General features: G+C 59.4%; 26 protein-coding genes and 3 pseudogenes. 10 read left to right on the forward strand and 19 right to left on the reverse strand.

Going from position 1 to position 23,463, the window contains the following annotated elements; translation table 11 throughout:
* Positions 1–105 precede the first annotated feature (105 nt).
* The gene (locus tag BN77_RS11550) at positions 106–537 is read left to right on the forward strand and encodes a DUF2155 domain-containing protein (RefSeq protein WP_007531908.1); all 432 of its coding nucleotides are present in this window, start codon (positions 106–108) and stop codon (positions 535–537) included.
* Positions 538–540: 3 nt separating this feature from the next.
* On the opposite strand, the gene aat is transcribed toward BN77_RS11550, so the two are convergent.
* The 5 genes from aat to BN77_RS11575 form a co-directional block, all read right to left on the reverse strand.
* Positions 541–1,155 carry a leucyl/phenylalanyl-tRNA--protein transferase gene (gene aat, locus BN77_RS11555; protein ID WP_007531910.1) on the reverse strand — a complete coding sequence of 205 codons (615 nt, stop codon included), beginning with the start codon at positions 1,153–1,155 and terminating at the stop codon, positions 541–543.
* Positions 1,156–1,161: 6 nt separating this feature from the next.
* Positions 1,162–2,508, reverse strand: a complete 1,347-nt coding sequence (gene accC, locus BN77_RS11560; protein ID WP_007531911.1) for an acetyl-CoA carboxylase biotin carboxylase subunit — start codon at positions 2,506–2,508, stop codon at positions 1,162–1,164.
* Between the two features lie 10 nt (positions 2,509–2,518).
* Complete coding sequence (gene accB, locus BN77_RS11565) at positions 2,519–3,001, reverse strand: acetyl-CoA carboxylase biotin carboxyl carrier protein (protein ID WP_007531912.1); 483 nt, start codon at positions 2,999–3,001, stop codon at positions 2,519–2,521.
* A 22-nt stretch (positions 3,002–3,023) separates the two neighbouring features.
* Positions 3,024–3,461: a type II 3-dehydroquinate dehydratase gene (gene aroQ, locus BN77_RS11570; RefSeq protein WP_007531913.1), complete on the reverse strand. Its 438-nt coding sequence runs from the start codon at positions 3,459–3,461 to the stop codon at positions 3,024–3,026.
* A 144-nt stretch (positions 3,462–3,605) separates the two neighbouring features.
* The gene (locus BN77_RS11575; RefSeq protein ID WP_007531914.1) at positions 3,606–4,364 is read right to left on the reverse strand and encodes a DsbA family protein; all 759 of its coding nucleotides are present in this window, start codon (positions 4,362–4,364) and stop codon (positions 3,606–3,608) included.
* 208 nt (positions 4,365–4,572) lie between these two features.
* Here BN77_RS11575 and BN77_RS11580 point away from each other — a divergent pair, with 208 nt between their 5' ends.
* Positions 4,573–5,730 carry a pyridoxal phosphate-dependent aminotransferase gene (locus BN77_RS11580; protein WP_007531915.1) on the forward strand — a complete coding sequence of 386 codons (1,158 nt, stop codon included), beginning with the start codon at positions 4,573–4,575 and terminating at the stop codon, positions 5,728–5,730.
* Positions 5,731–5,848: 118 nt separating this feature from the next.
* Here BN77_RS11580 and BN77_RS11585 read toward each other — a convergent pair whose 3' ends face one another.
* Both BN77_RS11585 and BN77_RS11590 read right to left on the reverse strand, forming a co-directional pair.
* Entirely contained in the window at positions 5,849–6,856 is a 1,008-nt protein-coding gene (locus tag BN77_RS11585) for a ketopantoate reductase family protein (RefSeq protein WP_007531917.1), read from the reverse strand.
* An 89-nt stretch (positions 6,857–6,945) separates the two neighbouring features.
* On the reverse strand, positions 6,946–7,161 hold the full coding sequence (locus BN77_RS11590) for a hypothetical protein (RefSeq protein ID WP_007531918.1): 216 nt from the start codon (positions 7,159–7,161) through the stop codon (positions 6,946–6,948).
* 196 nt (positions 7,162–7,357) lie between these two features.
* Between BN77_RS11590 and ftsZ the strand changes: the two genes are divergently transcribed.
* The 3 genes and pseudogenes from ftsZ to BN77_RS11600 all read left to right on the forward strand — a co-directional run bounded on the left by ftsZ (position 7,358) and on the right by BN77_RS11600 (position 9,135).
* Positions 7,358–8,383 (forward strand): cell division protein FtsZ, encoded by a 1,026-nt coding sequence (ftsZ, locus tag BN77_RS11595; protein ID WP_007531920.1) that lies wholly within the window; start codon positions 7,358–7,360, stop codon positions 8,381–8,383.
* 121 nt (positions 8,384–8,504) lie between these two features.
* The gene (locus BN77_RS33460; RefSeq protein ID WP_157224443.1) at positions 8,505–8,756 is read left to right on the forward strand and encodes a hypothetical protein; all 252 of its coding nucleotides are present in this window, start codon (positions 8,505–8,507) and stop codon (positions 8,754–8,756) included.
* Positions 8,757–8,939: 183 nt separating this feature from the next.
* A pseudogene (locus BN77_RS11600) lies at positions 8,940–9,135 on the forward strand (hypothetical protein).
* Positions 9,136–9,326: 191 nt separating this feature from the next.
* Here the strand turns inward: BN77_RS11600 and BN77_RS11605 are convergent.
* Together BN77_RS11605 and BN77_RS11610 are read right to left on the reverse strand one after the other, a co-directional pair.
* Positions 9,327–9,653, reverse strand: a complete 327-nt coding sequence (locus tag BN77_RS11605; protein ID WP_007531928.1) for a hypothetical protein — start codon at positions 9,651–9,653, stop codon at positions 9,327–9,329.
* A 2-nt stretch (positions 9,654–9,655) separates the two neighbouring features.
* The gene (locus BN77_RS11610) at positions 9,656–9,910 is read right to left on the reverse strand and encodes a DUF2188 domain-containing protein (RefSeq protein WP_007531930.1); all 255 of its coding nucleotides are present in this window, start codon (positions 9,908–9,910) and stop codon (positions 9,656–9,658) included.
* Positions 9,911–10,123: 213 nt separating this feature from the next.
* On the opposite strand from BN77_RS11610, the gene BN77_RS34110 reads away from it, so the two are divergent.
* Positions 10,124–10,297, forward strand: coding sequence for a hypothetical protein (locus tag BN77_RS34110; protein WP_007531932.1), 174 nt, complete (start codon positions 10,124–10,126; stop codon positions 10,295–10,297).
* A gap of 142 nt (positions 10,298–10,439) precedes the next feature.
* On the opposite strand, the gene BN77_RS11615 is transcribed toward BN77_RS34110, so the two are convergent.
* The 6 genes and pseudogenes from BN77_RS11615 to BN77_RS32050 form a co-directional block, all read right to left on the reverse strand.
* Entirely contained in the window at positions 10,440–11,270 is an 831-nt protein-coding gene (locus tag BN77_RS11615) for an alpha/beta fold hydrolase (protein WP_007531935.1), read from the reverse strand.
* Positions 11,271–11,548: 278 nt separating this feature from the next.
* Positions 11,549–12,052 (reverse strand): GNAT family N-acetyltransferase, encoded by a 504-nt coding sequence (locus BN77_RS11620; RefSeq protein WP_244426173.1) that lies wholly within the window; start codon positions 12,050–12,052, stop codon positions 11,549–11,551.
* A gap of 46 nt (positions 12,053–12,098) precedes the next feature.
* Positions 12,099–12,413 (reverse strand): annotated as a pseudogene (locus BN77_RS31375) (IS3 family transposase); the annotation flags it as partial.
* Between the two features lie 440 nt (positions 12,414–12,853).
* Positions 12,854–13,201, reverse strand: a complete 348-nt coding sequence (locus BN77_RS11630) for a hypothetical protein (RefSeq protein ID WP_007531939.1) — start codon at positions 13,199–13,201, stop codon at positions 12,854–12,856.
* Between the two features lie 48 nt (positions 13,202–13,249).
* Positions 13,250–13,906 carry a hypothetical protein gene (locus BN77_RS11635; protein WP_007531942.1) on the reverse strand — a complete coding sequence of 219 codons (657 nt, stop codon included), beginning with the start codon at positions 13,904–13,906 and terminating at the stop codon, positions 13,250–13,252.
* A gap of 284 nt (positions 13,907–14,190) precedes the next feature.
* Positions 14,191–14,576, reverse strand: a pseudogene (locus tag BN77_RS32050) (sulfatase-like hydrolase/transferase); the annotation flags it as partial.
* Positions 14,577–14,832: 256 nt separating this feature from the next.
* Here BN77_RS32050 and BN77_RS11645 point away from each other — a divergent pair.
* On the forward strand, positions 14,833–17,718 hold the full coding sequence (locus tag BN77_RS11645) for a tetratricopeptide repeat protein (RefSeq protein WP_007531949.1): 2,886 nt from the start codon (positions 14,833–14,835) through the stop codon (positions 17,716–17,718).
* Between the two features lie 527 nt (positions 17,719–18,245).
* Positions 18,246–19,046, forward strand: a complete 801-nt coding sequence (locus BN77_RS11650) for a hypothetical protein (RefSeq protein WP_007531950.1) — start codon at positions 18,246–18,248, stop codon at positions 19,044–19,046.
* 150 nt (positions 19,047–19,196) lie between these two features.
* Here the strand turns inward: BN77_RS11650 and BN77_RS11655 are convergent, their stop codons facing one another.
* The 4 genes from BN77_RS11655 to BN77_RS11670 are packed head-to-tail and all read right to left on the reverse strand — an operon-like array spanning position 19,197 to position 21,839.
* Positions 19,197–19,988, reverse strand: a complete 792-nt coding sequence (locus tag BN77_RS11655) for a sulfite exporter TauE/SafE family protein (protein WP_007531952.1) — start codon at positions 19,986–19,988, stop codon at positions 19,197–19,199.
* 37 nt (positions 19,989–20,025) lie between these two features.
* Entirely contained in the window at positions 20,026–20,466 is a 441-nt protein-coding gene (locus tag BN77_RS11660) for a YeeE/YedE family protein (RefSeq protein WP_007531954.1), read from the reverse strand.
* Entirely contained in the window at positions 20,466–20,894 is a 429-nt protein-coding gene (locus BN77_RS11665) for a YeeE/YedE family protein (protein ID WP_007531956.1), read from the reverse strand. Before BN77_RS11665 ends, BN77_RS11660 begins: the two co-directional genes overlap by 1 nt.
* Positions 20,895–20,900: 6 nt before the next feature.
* Positions 20,901–21,839: an MBL fold metallo-hydrolase gene (locus BN77_RS11670; protein ID WP_007531958.1), complete on the reverse strand. Its 939-nt coding sequence runs from the start codon at positions 21,837–21,839 to the stop codon at positions 20,901–20,903.
* 115 nt (positions 21,840–21,954) lie between these two features.
* On the opposite strand from BN77_RS11670, the gene BN77_RS11675 reads away from it, so the two are divergent.
* Both BN77_RS11675 and BN77_RS11680 read left to right on the forward strand, forming a co-directional pair.
* On the forward strand, positions 21,955–22,593 hold the full coding sequence (locus BN77_RS11675) for a peroxiredoxin (RefSeq protein WP_007531963.1): 639 nt from the start codon (positions 21,955–21,957) through the stop codon (positions 22,591–22,593).
* Positions 22,590–23,021, forward strand: coding sequence for an ArsR/SmtB family transcription factor (locus BN77_RS11680; RefSeq protein WP_007531965.1), 432 nt, complete (start codon positions 22,590–22,592; stop codon positions 23,019–23,021). The genes BN77_RS11675 and BN77_RS11680 overlap by 4 nt, the downstream gene beginning before the upstream one ends.
* The last annotated feature ends 442 nt before the right edge of the window (positions 23,022–23,463 follow it).

The raw sequence follows: 23,463 nt of genomic DNA on the forward strand, positions 1-23,463 counted from the left end.
GCAGGCGGTGCCGGCCCCGCTTTTGGCCACAATTGACCATTACCCGCAGAATGGCCGCAGCGATTGCGGCCTTCCGATTTTAAGATACTGTGGAGACGGGCAGATATGACGCTTTTCACGCGGAACCAGCTCCTGCGTGCAGCCGGGCTCTCCCTGGTGCTTGGCTCGACGCTTCTGCCCCAGGTCGCTGCCGCTGCCCGTATCGAGAATTCGGTTGCCGTGTTCTCAGGCCTCGACAAGATCACCGGACGCATCACGACATTCGACGTTTACGTCAATGAGACCGTCCAGTTCGGCGCACTGCAGGTGACGCCGAAGGCCTGCTATTCACGTGACCAGGCCGAAGCACAGAAAATCGATGGTTTCGTGGAAGTCGACGAGATCACGCTTGATCGCAAGATTCGCCGCATCTTCACCGGCTGGATGTTCGCCGACAGCCCTGGCCTCAATGCGGTTGAGCACCCGATCTATGACGTCTGGCTGAAGGATTGCAAGCAGAACTCGGACGTTCCCGCTCCCGACAAAGCGGCCAACTAACTCTCAGAATTCAAGACTGGGCGAAGCCATCGCCGCTGCCAGCATATGGGTGTACTCGTCCTTCGGAACGTCAATGGCCCCGAACGTCTTGAGGTGCTCGGTCGTAAACTGTGTGTCGAGTAGGGTAAAACCCTTGGCACGCAACCGTTCCACGAGGTGAACGAGGCAGATCTTGGAGGCGTCCGTCCTTCGGGAAAACATGCTTTCGCCGAAGAATGCCGACCCCAACGACACTCCGTATAGTCCGCCGACCAGCTCGTCGCCCTGCCAGGCTTCGACCGAGTGGGCATGGCCTATTCGATGCAGGGTGGAATAGAGCGTCTTGATGGTCTGATTGATCCAGGTGCTCGGCCTGTCCCGGGTCTCTGCCGCACAGGCTGCGATGACGGCATCGAAATCGTGATTGAAGCGGATGTCGAATGGTTTGCGTCGAATGGCCTTGGCAAGGCTTTTGGATACGTGAAATTCGTCGAGCGGCAGGACGCCGCGAAGATCCGGCTCGACCCAGAATATCTCCGGGTCATCGGCCGACTCGGCCATTGGAAAGAGACCAATGGAATAGGCGCGCAGGAGGATTTCCGGTGTTATGCCTGGAGACTTCCTGCGCGATCCTGCCATTCTCTGTCACGCCGTTTTTTTGGCCAGATAGTTTTCAAGCCAGTGGATATCATAGTCGCCGTTAGCGATATCCTGATTATCGACCAGATCCTGGAACAACGGCAACGTTGTTTTGATGCCGTCAACGACAAACTCGTCGAGCGCGCGGCGCAGACGCATCATGCATTCGACGCGCGTACGACCGAACACGATGAGCTTGCCGATGAGGCTGTCGTAGTACGGCGGGATCTTGTATCCCTGGTAGGCGCCGCTGTCGACACGAACGCCAAGACCACCCGGCGCATGGAAGTGCGTGATCGTGCCTGGCGAGGGCACGAAGGTGCGTGCGTCCTCGGCGTTGATGCGGCACTCGATGGCGTGGCCGTGGAAGTTGATGTCTTCCTGCTTGACAGAGAGTCCGCCGCCGGACGCGACGCGGATCTGCTCGTGAACGAGGTCGATGCCGGTGATCGCTTCGGTGATCGGGTGCTCGACCTGCAGGCGGGTGTTCATTTCGATGAAATAGAACTCGCCATTCTCGTACAGGAACTCGATCGTGCCCGCGCCGCGATACTTCAGCTTCTTCATGGCGTCGGCACAAACCTGGCCGATCTTCATCCGCTGTTCGACGTTGAGAGCAGGGGAATTCGCTTCTTCCCAGACCTTCTGGTGGCGGCGCTGCAGCGAGCAATCGCGTTCGCCGAGATGGATCGCATTGCCTTCGCCATCGCCAAACACCTGGATTTCGATGTGGCGCGGCTTGCCGAGGTACTTTTCCATGTAGACGGCATCATTGCCGAACGCCGCTGCCGCTTCGGTTCGCGCCGTCGACCAGGCTTCGATCAGGTCGTCCTCGGACTTGGCGACCTTCATGCCGCGTCCGCCGCCGCCGGCAGTCGCCTTGATCAGCACCGGATAGCCGATCTCAGCAGCAGTCCGTAGCGCGTCTTCCTCGGTCTTCACCTCGCCGTCCGAGCCCGGAACGACAGGAATGCCGAGCTCCTGTGCCGTCGTCTTGGCGGTGATCTTGTCGCCCATGATGCGGATATGTTCCGCGGTCGGACCAATGAAGGTGATGCCGTGCGCTTCGAGAATGTCCGCAAACTTCGCGTTTTCCGAAAGGAAACCGTAGCCCGGATGCACAGCGTCGGCGCCGGTGATTTCGCAGGCGGCCACGATTTGATGAATGTTCAGATAGCTCTCGCGCGAGGGCGGCGGGCCGATACAGACGCTTTCGTCGGCCAGGCGGACATGCATGGCATCAGCGTCAGCGGTCGAATGAACGACGACGCAGGGAATGCCGAGCTCTTTGCAAGCGCGCAGAACGCGAAGCGCGATTTCCCCGCGATTGGCGATGAGGATTTTCGAGACCATGACGCTCGCCTTATTCGATTACGACGAGGGCTTGGCCGTATTCGACGGGGCTTCCGTCCTCGACGAGGATTTCGGTGACCTTGCCGGACTTCGGCGAAGGGATCTGGTTCATGGTCTTCATCGCTTCGATGATGATCAGTGTCTGGCCTTCCTTGACGGTCGCGCCGAGTTCGATGAAGGGACGTGCGCCCGGAGCCGGAGCCATGTAGGCCGTACCGACCATCGGCGCGCTGACGGTATTTGCAGGGTTGCGTGCAGCGGCCGCAGGAGCCGCAGGTGCTGCAGCTGCCGGAGCGGCCGCCGCAGCCGTAGCCGCGGCTGCAAATGCAGGCGTGGCGATCGGAGCCTGGACATATTGGGTGTTGCCGGCACGCGAAACGCGGATGCGCAGATCATCCTGCTCGACTTCGATTTCCGTAAGATCCGTGTCGTTGAGGATGTTCGCAAGGTCGCGGATCAGCGCCTGGTCGATACCGTTTTTCTTGTCAGCCATGAGTATGTGCCCTGTCTTCTTTTTATGCCGTGAGATTCTTCAGCGCATGCAGCGCCAGAATATAGCTGTAAGGCCCGAAGCCGCAGATGACGCCTTTCACCGCTGGCGCAATCATCGACTTGTGGCGAAATTCTTCCCGCGCGTGAACGTTGGAGATATGGAGCTCTATCACCGGGATGGAAATAGCGCGAATTGCATCGTGGAGTGCGACTGACGTATGCGTGTAAGCGCCTGCATTGATCGCGACACCGACCGCCTTGTCGTTCGCTTCATGGAGCCAATCGACGAGCGTACCTTCGTGATTGCTTTGGCGAAAGTCGATGTCGAAGACGAGCTCGCGCCCAACCGCCTTGCAGTCAGCCTCGACGTCCTGAAGCGTCTTGCCGCCATAGATGCCGGGCTCTCTTTTGCCAAGCATGTTCAGGTTAGGTCCGTTCAGGACGAATATCGTTTGCGTCATCGAATGTTCCAGTAGATGCGAGACGGCAACCTATAGACTCCCAGCGGACCTAATGAAAGCCCTTTGGAAAACGCAGCCCGAATCGCGCCACATTTGTCCACATGGCTGGAGCACTTCGATTTTGGCGAATTGATGGGCGCTGTGTCAGCAACTTGTCTTGCCGCAGGCCCGCATGTTCTTAACCTTGGCCTCAAGGTCGTCAAAGCCAACCGCGCCTTGAACCAGTTCGTTGCCGATCACATAGGAGGGCGTACCTGTGATGCCGAGGCTCTGGGCAAGTTGATAGGTCTCCTTCACGGAGGCATCGCTGGAACTCTTGGCCATTTCGTCGCGGATCTGCTTTTCGCTGGCGCCGAGCGACCCGGCGACGTCGAGGGCGCTGGCCTCATCGGCGCGTCCGTCGCTGCCAAGAAGTGCTATATGGAACTGGCTATATTTCTCTGGTTCCAGCTTCCGGAACGCATCCGACACCTTGTGGGCGGCAACCGATTCTGGGCCGAGGATCGGGAATTCCTTGAGCACAAAGCGGACGTTCTTGTCCTTTTCGAGCATCGTCTGCATGTCGGAGAGTGCGTGTCGGCAATAGCCGCAGTTGTAGTCGAAGAACTCGACGATGGTGACATCACCCTTCGGATTGCCGATCGTCATGTCATATTTCGAATTGAAGATTGTTGACTTGTTGTCAGCAATCACCGCGCTGGCCTTAACAAGGCGCGCCTGATCCTGCTTCTTTTGCAGTGCGTCCTGCACATCAAGCATGATCTCCGGATTTTCGATCAGGTACTGCTTGATGAACTCGCCGATTTCCTTCTTCTGCGCGTCATCAAGCGCTGCCGCCGGATAGGCTGCGGCGATCGAGGCAGTGAGCGCCAGCGCGGTGAAGATTTTCGGAAGTGCGGCCATTATATCCTCGTTATCAGCAGTTCGTATGCGTCGTTCCGGCGCCAGATAACATTGAACGGTAAACGGCGGAACCCGGTGCCGCCAAACTACGGTGCGTCCTGTCGTCTTCAAACAGGAATTTTCGCATCCGCTGTTTAATCGCGGGATTGTGATGATCCGATTATTGCGGCAATTGTCTGGCCGCCAGCAAAGTTAGAGAGACCCGATCTTGTTTTCCATTTCCAAACGCAGCGAAGTCGAGCCCTTTCACGCCATGGATGTTCTGGCCGAAGCGACGAAGCGGCGAGCCATCGGACACCCGGTCATTTCCATGGCTGTCGGACAGCCATCGCATCCGGCACCGCGCGCTGCGCTCGAAGCGGCGCAGGCCGCACTTGTCGAAGGCAAGATCGGCTATACAGATGCACTCGGCACGACAATGCTGAAACAAGCGCTGATTGGCCATTATCGCGACCGTCACGGGCTGGAAATCGATCTTGCGCGTATCGCAATTACCACCGGTTCTTCCGCTGGTTTCAATCTCGCCTTTCTCTCCCTGTTCGATGCGGGTGATGCGGTCGCCATTGCCCGTCCCGGCTATCCTGCCTATCGCAATATCCTCGGGGCGCTCGGGCTGAAGGTTATAGAGGTCCCGGTAACAGCCGAGACGCATTTCACGTTGACCCCCGAGAGCCTTGAGGCTGCGCAAGCGGCAAACAACGTCAGGCTGAAGGGCGTTCTTCTGGCGAGCCCCGCCAATCCGACGGGCACTGTGACTGGCCGCCAAGGTCTGCAGGAGTTGGCGGATTATTGCGCGGCCAATTCGATCGCGTTCATTTCAGATGAAATCTATCATGGGCTGACGTTTGCCGGGGAAGAGACCAGTGCGCTGGAATTGACCGACGAGGCAATCGTCATCAACTCCTTCTCCAAATATTATTGCATGACGGGCTGGCGGATTGGCTGGATGGTCCTGCCCGAGCGGTTGGTGCGTCCCATCGAGCGCGTTGCGCAAAGCCTCTACATCTCGCCGCCAGAACTTTCGCAGATCGCAGCGACAGCGGCGCTCGGCGCAAGCGCGCAACTCGACGTGTACAAGGCGAGCTATTCTGCCAACCGCGAATTCCTGCTGAAGCGTCTGCCGGAAATCGGGCTGTCGATCGCCTCGCCGATGGACGGCGCCTTCTACGCCTATGTCGACGTTTCTCGCTTTACCAATGACAGCATGACGTTCGCCAAGAGGATGCTGGCGCAGATCAACGTCGCCGCGACGCCAGGTCTGGATTTTGACCCATTGGAAGGCAATCGCTCGATGCGCATGTCCTATGCCGGCTCCGAAGCCGAGATCATTGAAGCCGTCGAGCGCATCGCCGGGTGGTTGAAATAAATCTCATTGGTTAGAGAAGCTTGCGAAGACTTTGCTGATTCAATATCTGAGCAGCCTGCTGGGGGCTGCTCAACTGTTTAGGTCTTTTTTTGTGTTTAGGTCTTTTTTTGGCGGTCCTTCACTTGGCCGCTCGGCAGTTCTCACGGTCAAGCTGCGACACCAGCGCCAGGATCGTCTCTGAAACCGGTGTCGGCACTGCTGCCAGGCGACCCAGCGAAACGACCATTCCCACCAGCGGTGTAAGTTCGAGCGATTTGCCAGCGAGAAGGTCCTGTAGCATCGAGGTGCGAACCGGCCCTATCTGTTGGGCCTGCGCAAGTCGTTGCTCGACGGACATGCCAACATTCGCGCCGAGCGCTTCTCCTACGGCCTTAACCTCCTTCATGACCTTTCCGATCTGGTCGGTGATCGCGGCATCCGCCATCAGCTCCGACATCAAGGAACGCGTCAGGGCGCTGATTGGGTTGAAGGAGGCGTTGCCCATCAGCTTGCTCCAGATATCGTCGCGAATCCGGCTGGAGAGCTTAACCTCGATGTCTGCGCGTCGCAGCAATTCTTCAATCTCCCGCAAATCTGCGGTGATCTCACCGGAGGGCTCGCCGAGAATGAAATGGCCCTTGTTGCTGAGCCTGATCTCGCCGGGCTTGCTGACTTCTGCACCCTGATGGGCCACGCAGCCGATCACCCGCTGCGGGCCGATAAACTGCCAGAGCTTGCCGCCTTCATCGAGTTCCTCGAATTGCAGCTCAGCATGCCCGCTGTCTTGATCGCGATGGAAATACCACCACGGAATGCCGTTGAGAATCATCAAGACACGCGTGCCATCCTTCAATAGAGCGCCAATGCCTTGCGCCGCCGCGCTGAGCTGATGGCCCTTCAGCCCGGTGATAATGAGGTCCTGTGGCGGTAGTTCCGCGGGATCGTCGGTGGCCCTTACCGACACGCGAAAGGGAGTTTCAGCGCCAGCCTCCATGAGATGCAACCCATTGTCCCGGATAGCCGCGAGATGGGCGCCGCGGGCAACGACCGAGACCGCGGCTTCTGCGCCGAGTGACGAGGCGAGCTTGGCCGCGATGGCGCCGCCGAGTGCACCGGCGCCGAAGATGCAGATGGTTTTGAAGGGCATGCGATAATCTTTCTGCGATTGGTGGGTCCCGCAGAACTTAAGTCATTCGTCCCTCACGGCGAATGATATTTTGAAGCCGCTCGACACTTTTAATGGCCGGAGCCAGGAAGAAGCTCGTTGCGCCGAAGCTCGTCGATCGCAGCCACCGCATCTTCCGCAGACCAGCCCGCTCGGATGGCAGCCGCGATCATCCGGACCTCGGCTTCCTCTTCGATCTTCAAGAACAGCGGCTCCAGGGCCTCTTGGGCAGTAAGGATATGGTCGTTCGGAGGGGTAACTGACGGGCGGGTGGCAAGCGTAGGCATCTGCGCGGTACTCCTCTCTCTGGCAGGGGATGACTCAAAACAAGGCGCGAACTCAAAAAAGGTTCCGGATAAAGTTTGAAGAACGCTTCATCTTGTTCTTTCGCCCCGGCTCTGCCTTGTTGCACGACTAGTCTGATGTTCGATTCGGTTCCCGGTAAGCGGCGGAGCCATGACAAAACGCATGAAGGAGATTGCGATGACGAACGCCAAAAACGGGATTTCCGAAATGCGACCGAGAATTACAGTAATTGGTGTCGGCGGCGGCGGTGGCAATGCCATCAACAACATGATTGCGGAAAATCTCGAAGGTGTCGATTTCATCGCGGCCAATACCGATGCGCAGGTGCTGGCGACCTCGAAGGCATCCCGCCGCATCCAGCTCGGCGCGCATGTGACCGAGGGTCTGGGCGCCGGTTCACTGCCAGAAGTGGGACGCGCGGCCGCCGAAGAATCCATCGATGAAATCATGGATCATCTGGCCGGCTCGCATATGTGCTTCGTCACCGCAGGCATGGGCGGCGGCACCGGCACTGGCGCTGCGCCTGTGATCGCCCAGGCTGCCCGCAACGCCGGCATTCTGACGGTCGGAGTTGTAACGAAGCCCTTCACCTTCGAAGGCAACCGTCGCATGAAGACGGCCGATGTCGGTATCGAGGCTTTGCGCGAGGCGGCCGATACGGTGATCGTCATCCCGAACCAGAACCTTTTCCGCATCGCCGACGCAAAGACCACCTTCGCGGATGCCTTCATGACCGCCGATCGCGTGCTCTTCGCCGGTGTCGGCTGCATCACCGACCTGATCGTTAAGGAAGGCCTTATCAACCTCGACTTCGCGGACGTGAAATCCGTCATGCGTGGCATGGGCAGGGCGATGATGGGTACGGGAGAGGCCTCGGGCGAGGGGCGCGCAATGAAGGCCGCCGAAGCTGCGATCGCCAACCCGCTGCTCGATGATATCTCGATGAAGGGCGCTAGGGGAGTGCTGATCTCGATCTCCGGCGGCTCCGACATGACACTTTTCGAAGTGGATGAGGCGGCAAGCCGCATCCGCGATGAGGTGCAGGATGAGGCCGACATTGTCGTTGGCGCGATCTTCGACCGCAACCTCGATGGCAAATTCCGCGTCTCGGTCGTCGCCACAGGCCTCGACGGATCTGTCGGGACGCGGACCCAGCACGGCGTGGCGCTCGGCCAGGACACACAAACGCGCACGCTGCAGTAGACCAACGGTCGCCTGCGTGCTCGATCGGTGCGCAGGCTTTCTGGTTGATGTCGTTTCGCGCAGGCGGCCGTTGTCCTTGAAAGTCAGGCACCGGCCCCTTGTTCGCGATTGGCCAACGGTCGTGACTGCGCGCGACAAGACTCACAATTCAGATCTCACCTTAGGCCACGAAGTGAACACGCTGGCGCTGCATCTTGATGTGACGGATCGCTCACACGTTAAGGGGCGGTCACCGCCTAGAAGCGCTTTGGCCGCATCGACGTGCTCGTCAACAATGCCGGATGAGGAAGACATTCGATGTAGCGGCAAGCAGGCTGGCGATACCGCGCGCGGCGGCGAGGCGATGATCCAGACCACGCATCTGCTCGGCTGAAATCGGCTATAACAACATCACGAACAGAGTTGCGCGAGCGACCGGCTGAGATCGAGGAAGGCGCGAAACGAGTCTCGCGGCTGATTTCTGGACGGCGTAAAATCGTCTCGCGACGACTGACATTCGCGCAAAACGGAGCAACGTGAAAACGGTCATTGCGGACGCCGTGGTGGAGGATATCGAATGGTGAAGTTTGGTTATCTTGTTGCCAGTTTGCTGATCCTGATCGGAGTGGTCTGGATGGGGCAGGGCAGCGGCTATTTTCCCTATCCGAAAGAAAGCTTCATGATCAATCAGACCCTGGGTCTATTGGGGCGCTCTCGCAGCGATCGTAGGAATTGTTGTGATGGTTGTAACGAGAAACGCACAGCACCGGTAGCGATTGGGACGGCTATGCAATCCGCTTGAGCTGCGACAGGCAACCCCCCGGCGGTAGGGTAAATATCACCAGTTGGCGACGTCTGATTAAGGTGAGGCATGCGATTGCGCGTCCGAGCCCCAAAATCATTCGCCGGCGAGAAGCCTCCGAGTGAGCTTCCGCCGGCGAAAGATGTGATCGGTAAAGAGTGCTTAGGCGCGCCGCGAACGAGCGTCCGCCATGTCGGGCCGCGTCCCATCAGGAGCGCGAAGGCCATAGTGCTTGCTTGCAAACACCCATTCCACATTGCCGGGCTCAAACGGGCGACGCGGGTTTCTCAGTGCCATCCGGCGCTCGGAGAGGCTGCGGGGCAGGGTGTCGATCATATCATTGACGAAGGTTTCAACGCTGTCTTTCCAGCGAGGAGAGATTGAAACATCGACGCCACCGAAGCGATGAAAGTCGGGATGTTTGCGGGAGTAGCATGCGCCTAGCATCCAGGCATGTTGCTGCTTCAGAAAGCGTTCTTTAATGGTCATTCCTAGTCTTTTTCCTTGGCATCGTCGACGACATCGGCCTCGGGGCGGTCGCCTCCGTTCGACCGTTCCGTTGTCCAGCTGCCATCTGCGCGCTGATATGTAATGTCAGCATCGTGGCCACCGAGCTGTTGTCGCTCTGCGGCGTGTTTGGCCGCTGCCAGTGCTTCTTCGTGAGTTGGGAAAGTTTCCGACCAGACATCGTCCAGGCAGTAAGCCCAGGCGCCATCATGTTCGGCGACGTGGTAGGTAATCGACATCGATCATTCCTTCAAGAACTTTTCGCAGGAATTTGCATCCAGGCGCCACGGAGATTGAAAAGCTCAAACGTTAATCGCGCGATGCTTGTTCCCTCATGTCCTGACCTGTGGCGAGGCTGGATTCAATGCGAGGCACGATCTTGCGCGAGCGTGGAACGCTTCATAGGCTTGGCTCGTTGATGGATTCGTTCAACGCCTCTAAATAGGAATCCCATGCGCGCTCAGTCGAAGCCGTTCATCGTCGAAGTCAAATCCTCCCGGCGCATCGAGCGTCGCCAATCCGAGTCAATCTGGGGGAACCTCGATCTTGCAGCCGTTGCCGAGGAGATCGCGGAAGAGCTCCCGCAGCCGGCAGTGGCTCAGGGGGAAACTGCTGTGGTGCGGTAATCCGGGCAGGCCAGTCAGCTACGAGCCCATAGCGGACTCCTTCGGCGCCAGGCGGGAGCAAGGGCGCACCCCGCCTTGGCTTTCGATATTGCGTCAATCAAAGGCTCGGCTCCAGATAGGGCGGGCCGAGGACTTGATCCAATTAGTCCAGGAAGAACTCCAGCAGGTCTGCGTTGATCACGTCCGGATGCGTCGTGCACATCCCGTGCGGGAGCCCGGCATAGGTCTTCAGCCTCCCGTGTCTCAGGAGCTTGACCGAGAGCGGTGCTGAATCGGCATAGGGAACGATCTGATCGTCGTCGCCATGCATGACCAGCGTCGGCACCGTGATCTGCTTCAGATCCTCAGTGAAGTCGGTTTCGGAGAAGGCTTTGATGCAATCGTAATGCGCCTTTGCCCCGCCCATCATCCCTTGCCGCCACCAGTTCTCGATGACGCCTTGGCTGACCTTGGCGCCTGGGCGATTGAAGCCATAGAAGGGGCCGGCCGGCACGTCGAGAAAGAACTGCGCGCGGTTGGCGACGAGCGCCGCACGGAACCCGTCAAAAACTTCGAGCGGAAGCCCGCCGGGGTTTTTGTCCGACTTGACCATGATCGGCGGCACGGCACCGATCAGTACGGCCTTGGCGACACGGCCGGGCTTTGCGCGCGCGACGTAGTGGGCAACCTCACCGCCGCCGGTCGAGTGGCCGACATGGATTGCATTCTTGAGATCGAGCTCATCGGTAAGCGCGGCGACATCAGCCGCATAGGTGTCCATTTCGTTGCCCAACCACGTCTGGCTGGAGCGGCCGTGCCCACGCCGGTCGTGGGCGATCACGCGATAACCCTTGTCCAGAAAGAACATCATCTGCGCATCCCAATCGTCGGCGCTGAGCGGCCAGCCATGATGAAAGACAACAGGCTGGGCATCGAGCGGACCCCAATCCTTGTAGAAGATTTCGGTTCCGTCCGTGGTCTTGATGAATGGCATGGTCAGGGTCCCTCTTTCTGGATTGAGTGCTTTAATGCGGCAAAGTAGGTGCTCATGTTTCGGGCGCCGATTTCATTCGGGCACCTCGGCAGAGCCAGCTCCTCGTCGCTGCCACACTATGTCATGCACATGACGAGGATTGAGCGGCGTCGCGAGCCAACGCTAATTTGATGCAAATGATCCAGAATGGAAGATGCCGCGTTGAAGAATGATAGCGCGGGAGACGCCCAGATTATTCCGCCTGCTCATCCGTGGAGAGACCTGTTCCTCGGTGAGAGCTACCTCTCGCGCGCCATCTCGATCATCGTCTCTCGAAAACCGGCAGCTGCGAACAGACGTCGGGCCACCTCGTTCCGCGCCGCCGCCGACAATACCACTCTTGGAGCCGATCTCTTTTCAAGCTCGCCGACCATCAACTCCAACAGCGAGCGGCCGATCCCAAGTCTCCTGTGCTCTTGATCGACGTACAGATCATGGATGACGCCCGCCGGCCCCCTCAGGGCCATGTAGTCGGGGCCTTCGACTGTACCGTATGCATAGCCCGATACCGCGCCATCGACTTCGGCCACCAACATCACGACGTCCTGCCGTACCAACTGCTTCTCAAGCCAGCCAGCGTATGATGCCTCCGTCCTCTCCGTCGCCGCGAGAAAACGGTCCGGATCGAGTTCGTTATGGAAAGACACTAGCAGCGATCCGAACCGACCAAGGATTGTAGTGTCCGCAGCGACAGCGGGTCTGAAGACGATGTCCCTTCCGCTGGGGCCCATGGTCCTACGCATACGGTCCTCCCTGCGGAAAGAAGCCCCTGGCATCGGAACTGCTCCCCAAAAAGAAGGCCGCCCTTCTGGCGGTTTCGAAAGCGATGATCTCGCTGTTGAACAAGTCCGTGATCGGGGAGTGATAGAGCTTCCCGCCGGCCACAATGAACTCGGTGACGTCCGTCACCCATTTCTGTTTGGCCGCGTCAGCGGCAAATCGCCGGGCTAGCCGCTTCTTCGGCCACACCAGTGATTGTAACCCCGTCTCGACCATCAAACGCTGCACCGTCTTGTAATTGATTTTCTGTCCGAGCTGGCAAATCGCTACGGTTACCCGGCGGCCACAGTAGCGGCCCTCGCGGGCGGCGAAGATCGCCTTGAGAGGGCGGGCGGCTTGGGCATCGATGGGGCCTCCTCTGCGAAACGGGCCGGGTATCAATCTCGCCAATCTCGTAGCGTCGCTCCCGATCCGAAAGGCAACTCGCATTTCCGATGCTAAACACCGCCGCCGTCTGGCGGTAGGAAAGCCCATCCTCCCACATCCGCTTCAGAAGCGATAGCTTAAACGCTGCATCATTGTGGCTGAACCTCTTGGACAGCCCGGCAGCTCCAAATGCTTCGGAGCTCGCCATCTATTTGCGGATCGTCGAATGGTCAACGCCATAAGGCCAGCCAGCGCTGCGATAACTCTTTTTGCCGTTTAGGCACTGCTCAGCAATCACTCGATATTGGCCAACCGCTCGATCGCGTATCGCCGGCTGAGCCGTGACTACCCGTTGGCGATCTTCAGGAATCAAATATTTGCGGGGTTCAAGACGATATTCACTTGATCGCGCCGCCGCTCCAAGCACGTGCAAGCAGGACCGACAGGGCAGCGTGCAGAACGACTGCTGGCCAAAGCAGAACGCCCGTTGGCCCATGAGCGAGGCCGAGATAGGCAAGATAGAGCGTCACGAGTGCACTGTAGAAGAGCATGCCTTCAAGAGGCTTGTTGCGCCAGCAGGCGATCCCTAGTCCGATCAGCGCCATGCCGGCGACCCGCGCGGCAGCGCCCGCAACTCCCACTAGCGCCTCCCCAAGCAGTAGCTCACCGACGAGCGCGGGAAAGGTGACCAACGCTAGGCCGGTCACGATTTCACCGATGGCCGCGACAGCCAACGCCCTGTTCATCGCGCCGATCCTCCTTTCTGGTATTGGAGTCAGGAAGAAGCTGCAACATTAGCACGGAGGCAGCGGATAGTAGCCGCAGGCTCGTGGCGGATAGTAAGGACGATCGTAGGCCGCGGCGGCTCCCGCCGCAGCCGCTCCGTACCAGGCTCCCCGGTAGGCAGTGCGGCGCGCAACGCCCGCAAACGACATCGGCGTCCTTGGCATGCCAATAATATCGATAAAGATCGACGCCGGGCCGTCTGCCTTGGCGAGACTGCCCTCCAGTACGTCCACCTTGAACGTCAGGTTCGTGCCCTCGAGCTTCGGTTCCTTCAGGACGACGACGGCGTCCTCGACGCTTGACGCGTCCTTGTTCAGCACCGAGACGGTGGCGTTCGGCGGATCCTTTTCGAAGCTGCCGCCCTCAGCCCACTCTTCCAGCAGGTGCGTGGTCAGCGCATGGCCGGCGGAGCGGACCGGCCGGTCGGCGAACAGGATCGAATTGTTGGAAATGCTGGTCAGCGTGAGCGTATCGCCCTTCAGGGTCGCGCCGTCGGCATTCATTACGATCAGCGAGGGGACCAGTTCCGTCTTATGCGTGCTCGATGCGCCGATGGACTTCGTCGCTGGCGCGGTGATGGCATTTTCTGCCATAGACGTCGATGATGCGAGAAAGCCGAGTGTTGCGGCCATCGCAACGCTGCTGATGGTGCGCCTGAGGCTCATTGGTTGCTCCTCTCTAGCTCGAAGATTAGCTTGTCGATTTTGCCGGTGAACTTGAACGGCGTGTCGTAGCGATACTCGACGAGCGCCACTCCCGTGCGCGTGTCGAGGCCGACGTCGAAGGTCTCGTCCTCGGGAAACGTCACCGGAATGCCGTGCTCCAGAGAATTGCGGGCCACTTCGTTTCCGTCGACGGAGAGCACGCCAGTGCCACCCACGCCAAGACTGGTGCCGTCGGCCTTATAATCGAAGGTGATCCGGTGCCTGCCGTGTTCCAGCTCAGGCCCTTTGATGGGGATGATGGAATCGTAGCCGGGATAGCCCGTCGCAATTTTGCCGACGACCCCGTAGCCAACCGAGTGATGGTTGCGCCCGGTGATCAAGGCCGCCCGCGTCGGCGAGCAGAGTGACGTCGAATGGAAATTGGTGAAGCGCAGCCCCTCCTTGGCGATGCGGTCCATCGTCGGCATAGGAATGACGCCGCCAAAGGTGCTGGGCGCCCCGAAACCCTGGTCATCCGTCATGATCAGGAGCACGTTCGGCGCCCCCTTCCGTCGATGGTGGTCGTGGCACCTGGCGAACCGTGCGTGCCGGTGACTTGTTGCGCTATTCCCGGTGTGCAGCCAAGAACAACAAAACCCGCATATGCAAGCAAACTGCGAACGATCGTCATCTCGGCGGCGGCCCCCTCAATGTTGCAACCGGATTTCACGCACAACTCGCACAATTAGAAGTGTCTAATCTACCACGGAGGCGGAAGCGGGTCGAGCGTCGCCTTTGTGTGCGTAACAACCCCAAGGATCCCGTGAGGCTCGGTAATGGACGGGACGCTCCGGGGTCACTGCCAAGGCGAATTTCATCTTACGCCCTCCCTTAAAGTTGTCCGAAAGAAGTACAATCGAAGCCTTCAACCAAGATGAGATCACGCTATGATATCGAGCTTGATCAATTCGTGGATGTCGATCCTCGGTGAGAGAGAGGCCACGCAGGGCGTGGTTTTGAGCAAGTTCGGGCGGGGATATACAGACAGATCGGAACGTCGAGTTTTTTGGGAAGGGCGCATTGACTGGCACTTCGCAGATTTTGACAATTCTCGTGTTTGCATTCGCTCCGGTCGCGGCATTTGGGCAGAGCGCACAACCTGCCTGCCGAGCGCAACGGTTTCGATCAAGGAGGCGTCAACCGTTGACGACGCGATGGTCCTCAAGGATCATAAGCGCTCCGGCGACACGCTCACCACCATCGAGGTCCTTGACAGCAACATCGAGAAAGCCGACGACGGCCGCCTTCCGCTGGAAAGTAGCAAGCTCCGTCGGAGGAACATAAGATGCGAAATGCCGCTGTGGGAGGCGCAGGCATTGAGGAATAGACGATCCAGGAGGAAGCTCAGCGGCTCCACAAAGCGCGGCACCGCGACTACTCCTTCTCAAGCTGGGCAGCCGCACCCGCCGGCGTTCAGCACACACATCAGACGGTATATTGCGGTAGCCGCCGCAGCACTGATCGTCATTGTCGGCGGCTTCCTCTATGGGCTGGAAACGAGCGACAGACCAAAATCCACAGATCCCGTATTGCCGACCACTTTCGTCGGCAGCGATACGTGCTCCGGCTGCCACCAGGCCGAGGCAGAGCTGTGGCGTACCTCCCAGCACAAGCGCGCCATGGACCACGCGACCGACAAAACCGTGTTGGGCGATTTCAACAATGCCAGCCTCGACCACTTCGGCGTCCACTCTCGCTTTTTCCGCAAAGACGAAAAGTTCATGGTCGAGACCGATGGGCCAGAAGGTAAGCTTGCCGCGTTCGAGGTCAAATACACCTTCGGCGTCGAGCCGCTACAGCAGTATTTGGTTGAATTTTCTGATGGACGCATTCAGGCACTGCCGCTGGCCTGGGACAGCCGACCGAAGGCCGAGGGCGGGCAGCGATGGTTCCACCTTTACCCAGACGAGCCGATCGGCCACCGCGATATCCTGCACTGGACGAGGCTTAACCAGAATTGGAACTTCATGTGCGCCGAGTGCCACTCGACCGGCGTGCGCAAGAACTATGACGCCGACAAAGATCGGTTCGCGACGAGCTGGGCCGAGATCAGCGTCGGCTGCGAGACTTGTCACGGCAAAGGCTCGCGCCACGTCGCCTGGGCCAGCGCAAAGCAGAGCTGGTGGCCGTTTAAAGGGCGGGACGACCCGGAGAAGGGGCTCGTCGTGCGCTTCGACGAGCGCAAGGGAGTGAGTTGGACAGCGAATCCCGCGACCGGATTGCCGACGCGCAGCCAGCCGCCGTCAGCCGTGCGCAAGGAGGTCGAGACGTGCGGCCTTTGCCATGCACGCCGCAGTCAGTTCTCCGAGGATTGGGTGCCGGGATCACCACTGTCCGACACCCATCATGTCTCCGTCCTCGATCGCTCGTTATTTCATGCTGACGGCCAGATGCGCGACAGGGAGGAGACCTACAACTATGCGCCCTTCAAACAGAGCAAGATGTTTGCGCAGGGTGTCACCTGCAGCGATTGCCATGATCCGCACAGTGCGATGTTGCGCGCGCCGGAGGACGGTGTTTGCGCGCAGTGCCATATGCCGGAGAGGTACCAAACCGTGGCCCACCGCCACCATGATGAGGCGAAGGCGCCGCTTGCCTGCGCCGCCTGCCACATGCCCGTGCGCACTTACATGGTGATCGACCAGCGGCACGACCACAGCTTCCGCATTCCACGTCCGGACCTCTCGATCAAGCTTGGCACCCCGAACGCCTGCAATGACTGCCACAGGGAAAAATCGGCCGAATGGGCGGCCGCTGCCGTCGAGGGCTGGTTCGGCCCGCATCGCAAGGGATTTCAAAATTATGGCGAGGCGTTCCATGCAGCATGGACGGACGAGGCGGGGGCCGAAAGGCCTCTCGCCGTGGTTGCGCGTGATCCGGCTGCTTCCAGTTTCGTGCACGCCAGCGTGCTGACCGAATTGAACGCCTATCTGTCGGCCGCCAACGTCGAACTGGCGCGGTCCGGTCTTGCTGATCGCGATCCGATGGTGCGTATCGGCGCGCTCGATATGCTGGAGGGCGCCCCTGCCGATCAACTCTGGCCAATCCTCTCGCCCCTGCTATCGGATCCGGTCCGGGGCGTGCGCCTCAGGACCGTATCGATGTTGGCCTCGGTTCCCACAGCGAGCCAGCCGGCTGCCGATCGCCACCAATTCGATCAGGCAGCGGCCGAGTTCGTCGCCGCCCAGCGTCTCAATGCTGACCGACCCGAAGGGCGCAGCACTCTGGGAAACTTCCTTGCCCGGCGCGGAATGGCCGCGGAGGCGGAAGTCGAATTCCGGGCTGCGCTGCACCTCAGCCCGGAATTCGCGCCGGCAGCGGTCAATCTCGCCGACCTCTACCGGGCGCTTGGACGAGATTTCGATGGCGAGCAGGTGCTGCGCACCGGACTACAGGCATCGCCTGAAGATGCCGGTCTCCGATACGCACTTGGCCTGACGCTGGTCCGGTTAGGCCGCTCCGAAGACGCGTTCGAGGAACTCCGTCAAGCCAACAAACTCTCTCCCGACCAGGCGCAATACGCCTACGCCTATGCAATTGCTCTGAATTCGGCCGGGCGCACCGATGAGGCGATCGCGTTGCTCGAAAAGAGCCTCGTACGTCACCCGAGTGACCGCGGCGCGTTGCTGGCACTGGCGACCCTCAATCGGGACACTAGAAATTTTGACGCTGCACTTGGCTATGCCGAGCGGCTGCTTTCACTCGTTCCGAGTGATCCGGGCATCCTTCGCCTCGTCGAAGACCTGCGGCGTCTGGCGCATCCAGTGCGTTGAGCGTGGCAGCCTCGTGAGCGGGAGTACTGGTTACCCAATAAAAGACGTTCAGCGCCAATATTCTCTTTGAACGACGATGTAGGGTTCACCGATTCATCGCGGGGCGCGCGTCCGAAAATCCCAAGAAAATACTGCCCGACGTTAAGCTTCGCCAATCGCGAACGGTGTATGTGTATCAATCAACGCCCAATTGCAGGGAATTTATCAGGGAAGTTGAAAAGATCGAGAGGAACGGTTTAGATGTGCTTCGGGGACTCGCGAGGGGAAGTGCAGTGGGCATTGCGCATAGCGTCAGCAACTGTCGTCCGGCGGCCTTAATTCCAGCGATGCCGGAGATTCGTTCTTTATACCGCACTTGGTTTGTCTTGAGTCCACTGCGCCGACTACTCGACGAGCATGATCGGACAGACGAGCGGACAGCAAAAGACAGCACAGAGATGTGTTTGACCACAGCGGCATCGCCAGGGCGCGCGTGTGCCGTGACACCGTGATGAGCGGGGCCGGGGCCCCAGATGAGGGAGAAGTCGATGACGATGGCGCAGACATACTTGAAGGTTGGGTTCTCGCTGATCTTGGCGGCATTGGCGTCCACGGGGGTGCGTGCGGCTGACATATCGCCTCTACTGACACAGGAACCAAAGCCAGCCGAAGCCGCGGATGGCTGGACCTTCTCGATTGCTCCGTATTTCTGGATGGCTGGGCTATCGGGCGATACGGCGCAGTTCGGGCTTCCCTCAGTACACGTCAATGCCGATTTCGGTGATATCCTCGACAATCTCGATTTCGCGTTCATGGCGGCGGGCGAGGCCCGGTACGACCGTTTCAGCGTCATCGGCGACGTCATCTACACAAAGATCTCTGCCGATGGCGAAACTCCCCGGGGGATATTGGCGGATGATGTCGAGGTCACAGCGAAGACATTTGCCGGGCTTCTCGGCGTCGGTTATTCTGTACTTGAGAATCCGTCAGTGAATCTCGACATCGTCGGCGGTATCAGGGTCTGGTCGGTCGAAACGGAGCTCTCGTTCAGCGGTGGCCTTCTCCACGGTCGGGAATTCGACGACAGCGCCACATGGGTCGATGGCGTGGCCGGCCTTCGCGGGAAGTATTTCTTTACTCCAGAGATCTATGTCACCGGATGGGGTCTGGTCGGCGGCGGCGGAGCCGACATCGATTGGGACGTCGCCTTGGGCGTCGGCTACAGTTTCACTGATAGAATTTCAGCCATTGCAGGATATCGAGCACTCGGGGTTGATTATAGCGATAGCGGTTTTGTTTTCGACGTCGTAGAGCAAGGTCCCATCCTCGGACTCGCAATAAAGTTCTAGCCCGACGCCACTACGAGGCGAAGTGGCGCAAAAACTGCGCCACAAGGAATTCGTCCACCAGCTCAGCGTTCCGGCGGGCGACCCGAGCAGGTCCCTCGACCAATCGCAGCGAATGGAGGTCCGACAAGCCAAGGTTGGTTTCGTCCGATATCAGGCGGTGAACCCATGGCCGACACCTCGATAAAGCATGTAACCGGCAACGGCGAAGATTAAGCCGGCGAACAGGCTGTTCAAAAGGCCTTTACGGGCCGAAAGATGCCGGGCGAGATTGGCGCCAACCAATCCTCCGACCACGCCGCCGGCAATGAAGACTGCAGCGAGCAACCAGTCCACATATCCGGACAGGGCGTAGTTGAGCGCCGTCGTCAATCCGAATGCCGTGACGGCGACGAGTGACGATCCGATTGCGAAGAGGATCGGCATTCCGGTCGAGGCGATCAGGCCTGGAACGATGAGAAAACCCCCGCCAATACCGAAGAAGCCAGAGAACATACCCGTCAGTCCGCCAAAACCCGCCACCTTGTGCACGTTTCCGCGTGAGCATTGCGCTCCTGGATCGCCTTCCGCTCCGCGTCTACGGAGCATCAGGACACCCACCACGAGCATCAGAAGGGCGAAGAATAAAAGCAGCTTCTCTCCCCCGATCATCTTGCCGATGGTCGACCCGATGAAGGCTCCAACGATGCCTGCGACGCTATAGACGCCAGCGCATCGCCATTTGACATTGCCGAGCCTCGCATGCCCGAGGAGGTTTGCGAACGCGTTGGCGGCCACAGCAAAGGCGCTCGTCCCGATTGCAACGTGAGCGCTCGGAACGCCGACGAAGTAGACCATGAGCGGAACGGCAAGGATCGAGCCGCCACCGCCAAACATCCCAAGTGTGAAGCCTACCAGGCCGCCGGAAACGGCCCCAAGATTATATTGCATTAGATCGAGGTACATGGTGGTGGTCTTGGGCCGCTGCGCGGCCCCCTTGTGCTCACTGAAGCCGAAGCGGCGCGTTCTGCCTGGATTGGATGATCTGATAGGCGAACATGCCTGCAACCATGGCCGCAGCGAATAAAACAGCCTCCGAACGGCCGGTGACGAGTGATGCGATCGAGGGGCCGGGGCAGAGACCAACCAGGCCCCATCCCAGGCCGAAGAGACCCGCGCCGAAGACGAGCCTGGCGTCTATGGAGCGGCTGGTCGGAACATGAAATTCTGTATCGAACGCCGGGCGCGATCGATATCGCTTGATCGCGTATGCGAGCGACGACGGAATCAATGCACCGCCCATGACGAAGGCGAGAGACGGATCCCAGTCTCCGGCGACGTCAAGGAACGCTAGCACGCGAGCCGGGTTGACCATGTCAGATACGACCAAGCCAATTCCGAAGAGGACCCCGCAGAGGATCGAAGCAAGGATACGGTTGGTCATCACAGGCCTCCGATCAGATGGCGCATCGCGTAGACAGTCGCTGCCGCGACCAGCATGAAGGTCGCCGTCGCGACGATCGAACGTGGCGACAATCTTGCCAGACCGCAGACCCCGTGGCCGCTGGTGCAGCCCGAACCCAGTCGTGTGCCGAAGCCGACGAGGAGGCCACCGGCAATGAGAAGCATCGGCGACGATTCGATCGTCAACTCGGCATGCCTGATATAGGTAAATGCGATGGTGGCGCCGGCGGCGATCCCGCCAATGAAGCCGACGCCCAGGGGACTGATGCCCGCACTCGCCCATCCAAGCGCGGAGGCAGTCAAGCCGGATATACCGGCGATGCGGCCGTCGAGCAGCAGGTAGAGTGCTGCTGATAGACCGATCAGTAGGCCACCGGAAAGCGGCCAGAGGTAGTTCAGGGGTTCCATGTGTGCCTACAATGCGTTGATTGGAATTTTCAGGTAGTGAATGCCATTGTCCTCGGCGGGAGGTAGCTTGCCCGCACGCATGTTCACCTGCACCGAAGGCAGAAGCAGCTTCGGCATGGCCAGGGTGGCGTCGCGCTCATTACGCATTTTGACGAACTCGTTTTCGCTCACCCCCTCATGCACGTGTATGTTGCCTGTGCGCTCGGCGCCGACGGTCGTCTCCCAGGCATAGTCGTCCCGTTCCGGCGCCTTGTAGTCATGGCACAGGAACATGCGCGCCTCGTCGGGAAGTTGGGTCAGGCGCTTGATGGAACGATAAAGAGTGCGGGCGTCGCCGCCCGGAAAGTCGCAGCGCGCCGTGCCGTAGTCTGGCATGAACAGCGTGTCGCCTGGAAAGACGACGTCGCCGACGACGTAGGCGAGACAGGCGGGCGTGTGGCCGGGAACGTGGAGAACCGTCGCGTCCAGGTCGCCGATCTTGAAACGGTCGCCGTCCTTGAAGAGTTGGTCGAACTGGCTGCCGTCCCTCTGAAATTCCGTGCCGGCATTGTAGATCTTGCCGAAGACTTCCTGGACGCGAACGATCTCGCGGCCGATCGCGAGTTGACCGCCGAGTTCGGCTTGCAGGAGCGGAGCGGCCGACAGGTGGTCGGCATGCGCATGCGTCTCGAGAAGCCACTGAACCTCCAGGCCTTCGGATTTTACATAGTCGATAAGCGCGCGAGCAGACGCGTTCGTCGTGCGCCCGGATGCGGCGTCGTAGTCGAGCACACTGTCAACGATGGCGCAGGCCCTCGAATTCGAATCGCGGACGACATGGCTGACGGTGAACGTCGCCGGATCGAAGAACGATTGGACTTCGGGTCGCCTGGAAAGATCCCGAAGCGCTTGTCGGACGATCCCGGACGCATGTGAAAGGTGGGTATCGATAGCCGAGTAGGGCATAATCTTCTCCGTTTGGTCTTTCTAATATAAATATTTACATTAAATGTGCAAGTATGTATTTTGGCCTTGCTTGCTTCGCAATGCCAGAACGATGCGCAGAGTAGGAATGAACGCGATGACTGAGAGTTTGGAGGCCGCGCCGGCGGCTTTGCGGATCAACGACAAGGCACCGGGTTTTGCCGCCCGCTCGACCGCCGGGGACGTGTCCCTTTCGAGCTATCGGGGACGATGGCTCCTGTTCTTCTCCCACCCGGCGGATTTCACGTCGGTCTGCACAAGCGAGTTCATCGCGTTCGCACGCGCCCATGAGAACTTTTCCAAACTGAACTGCGACCTTCTTGGCCTGTCGGTCGACAGCCTCTATGCACATGTCGCCTGGCTGCGCGACATCGAACGCACCTTCGGCATCAAGGTGCGGTTCCCTTTGATCGAAGATTCGGCGATGGTGATCGCGAAAGCCTATGGGATGTTGGACAATTCCTCAGAAAACAGCGGGACGGTTCGCGCTACCTACGTGATCGATCCGAAAGGCATCATTCGCGCGATCGTCTGGTACCCCATGAACGTAGGGAGATCGGTTGGCGAACTGCTGCGTCTTGTTGAGGCGTTGCAGACGTCGGAAAGAGAAGGGGCTCTCACTCCGGAGGGTTGGAAGCAAGGCGATGTGCTGCTCGAGCCTGCTTCGGCTTCCATGGAGGAAGCCTACGAACCTTATGAAGGCGAATCCTGGTACTATCGGGAGCGGCGCGGATGAGAGGTACCGCTCTTCCTTTCGAAGAAATGCAGGAGAAGGTCGTCGAGGCTGCCGAGTTTATGCGGCTGTTCAGCACGCCAGGCCGGCTGATGCTTCTTTGCCACATCGCGCAACGCGAGCGTTCGGTCGGCGAAATTCAGGAGGACCTGGGCTTCAAGCAGCCGGCACTATCGCAGCAACTCGCGGAACTTCGCCAGGCGGGCCTTGTCGAGACACGCCGCCAATCGCGGCAGGTATACTACTCGATCTCCGATGGGCGTGTTGCGGTGGTCATGGATATGCTCATGCAAATGTTTTGCGAGGTTACGCCGAGGATTGGCACACCAATTGACCCGGTCGGCCTACCCACGCGACAATCCGGTGGGGGCGCCGGGACTACTTTCCTCGGAGAAATGGCGCACAAGGCGCGACTGGAAGAGACGGACTGAATTCGAAGAATGGCGGGCTGGAGGCCCGTGCGCGGCCTGGAGGTCGGCGCGGACGACTATGGCGTCACCCTTTCCATCTGCGTGAAGTTCACGCGCAAATCGATCTTATATATCGGCGCCGAGCGCCGATGAACTGCTGGTCTTCGAGGGCTGGCATCTGGAGCCCCTGACGCATCCCCTCAGTGCCAGCTTCCTGGTGTCATCGAAAAGTGCCATCCGGACCGTCTCCCCGAAACCAGGTGCGACCTGCAGACAAAGGCGAAGGCCGCAAGATGGTCATCTCGCAACAACTCGCAAGCGACATATTTGTAAGACAGGGCATTCTCTCCGGTGACGGGGAATCTTCCATGCGAACGGCCTCATCTTCAATGTCGTAGATCAAGGAAGCCAACCTGGTTTAAGAAAGGCTTTCTTTAGAGTGCAGCTTTCAAGGAGGACGAGT

The organism is Rhizobium mesoamericanum STM3625, assembly GCF_000312665.1.
Taxonomy (GTDB): Bacteria; Pseudomonadota; Alphaproteobacteria; order Rhizobiales; family Rhizobiaceae; genus Rhizobium; species Rhizobium mesoamericanum.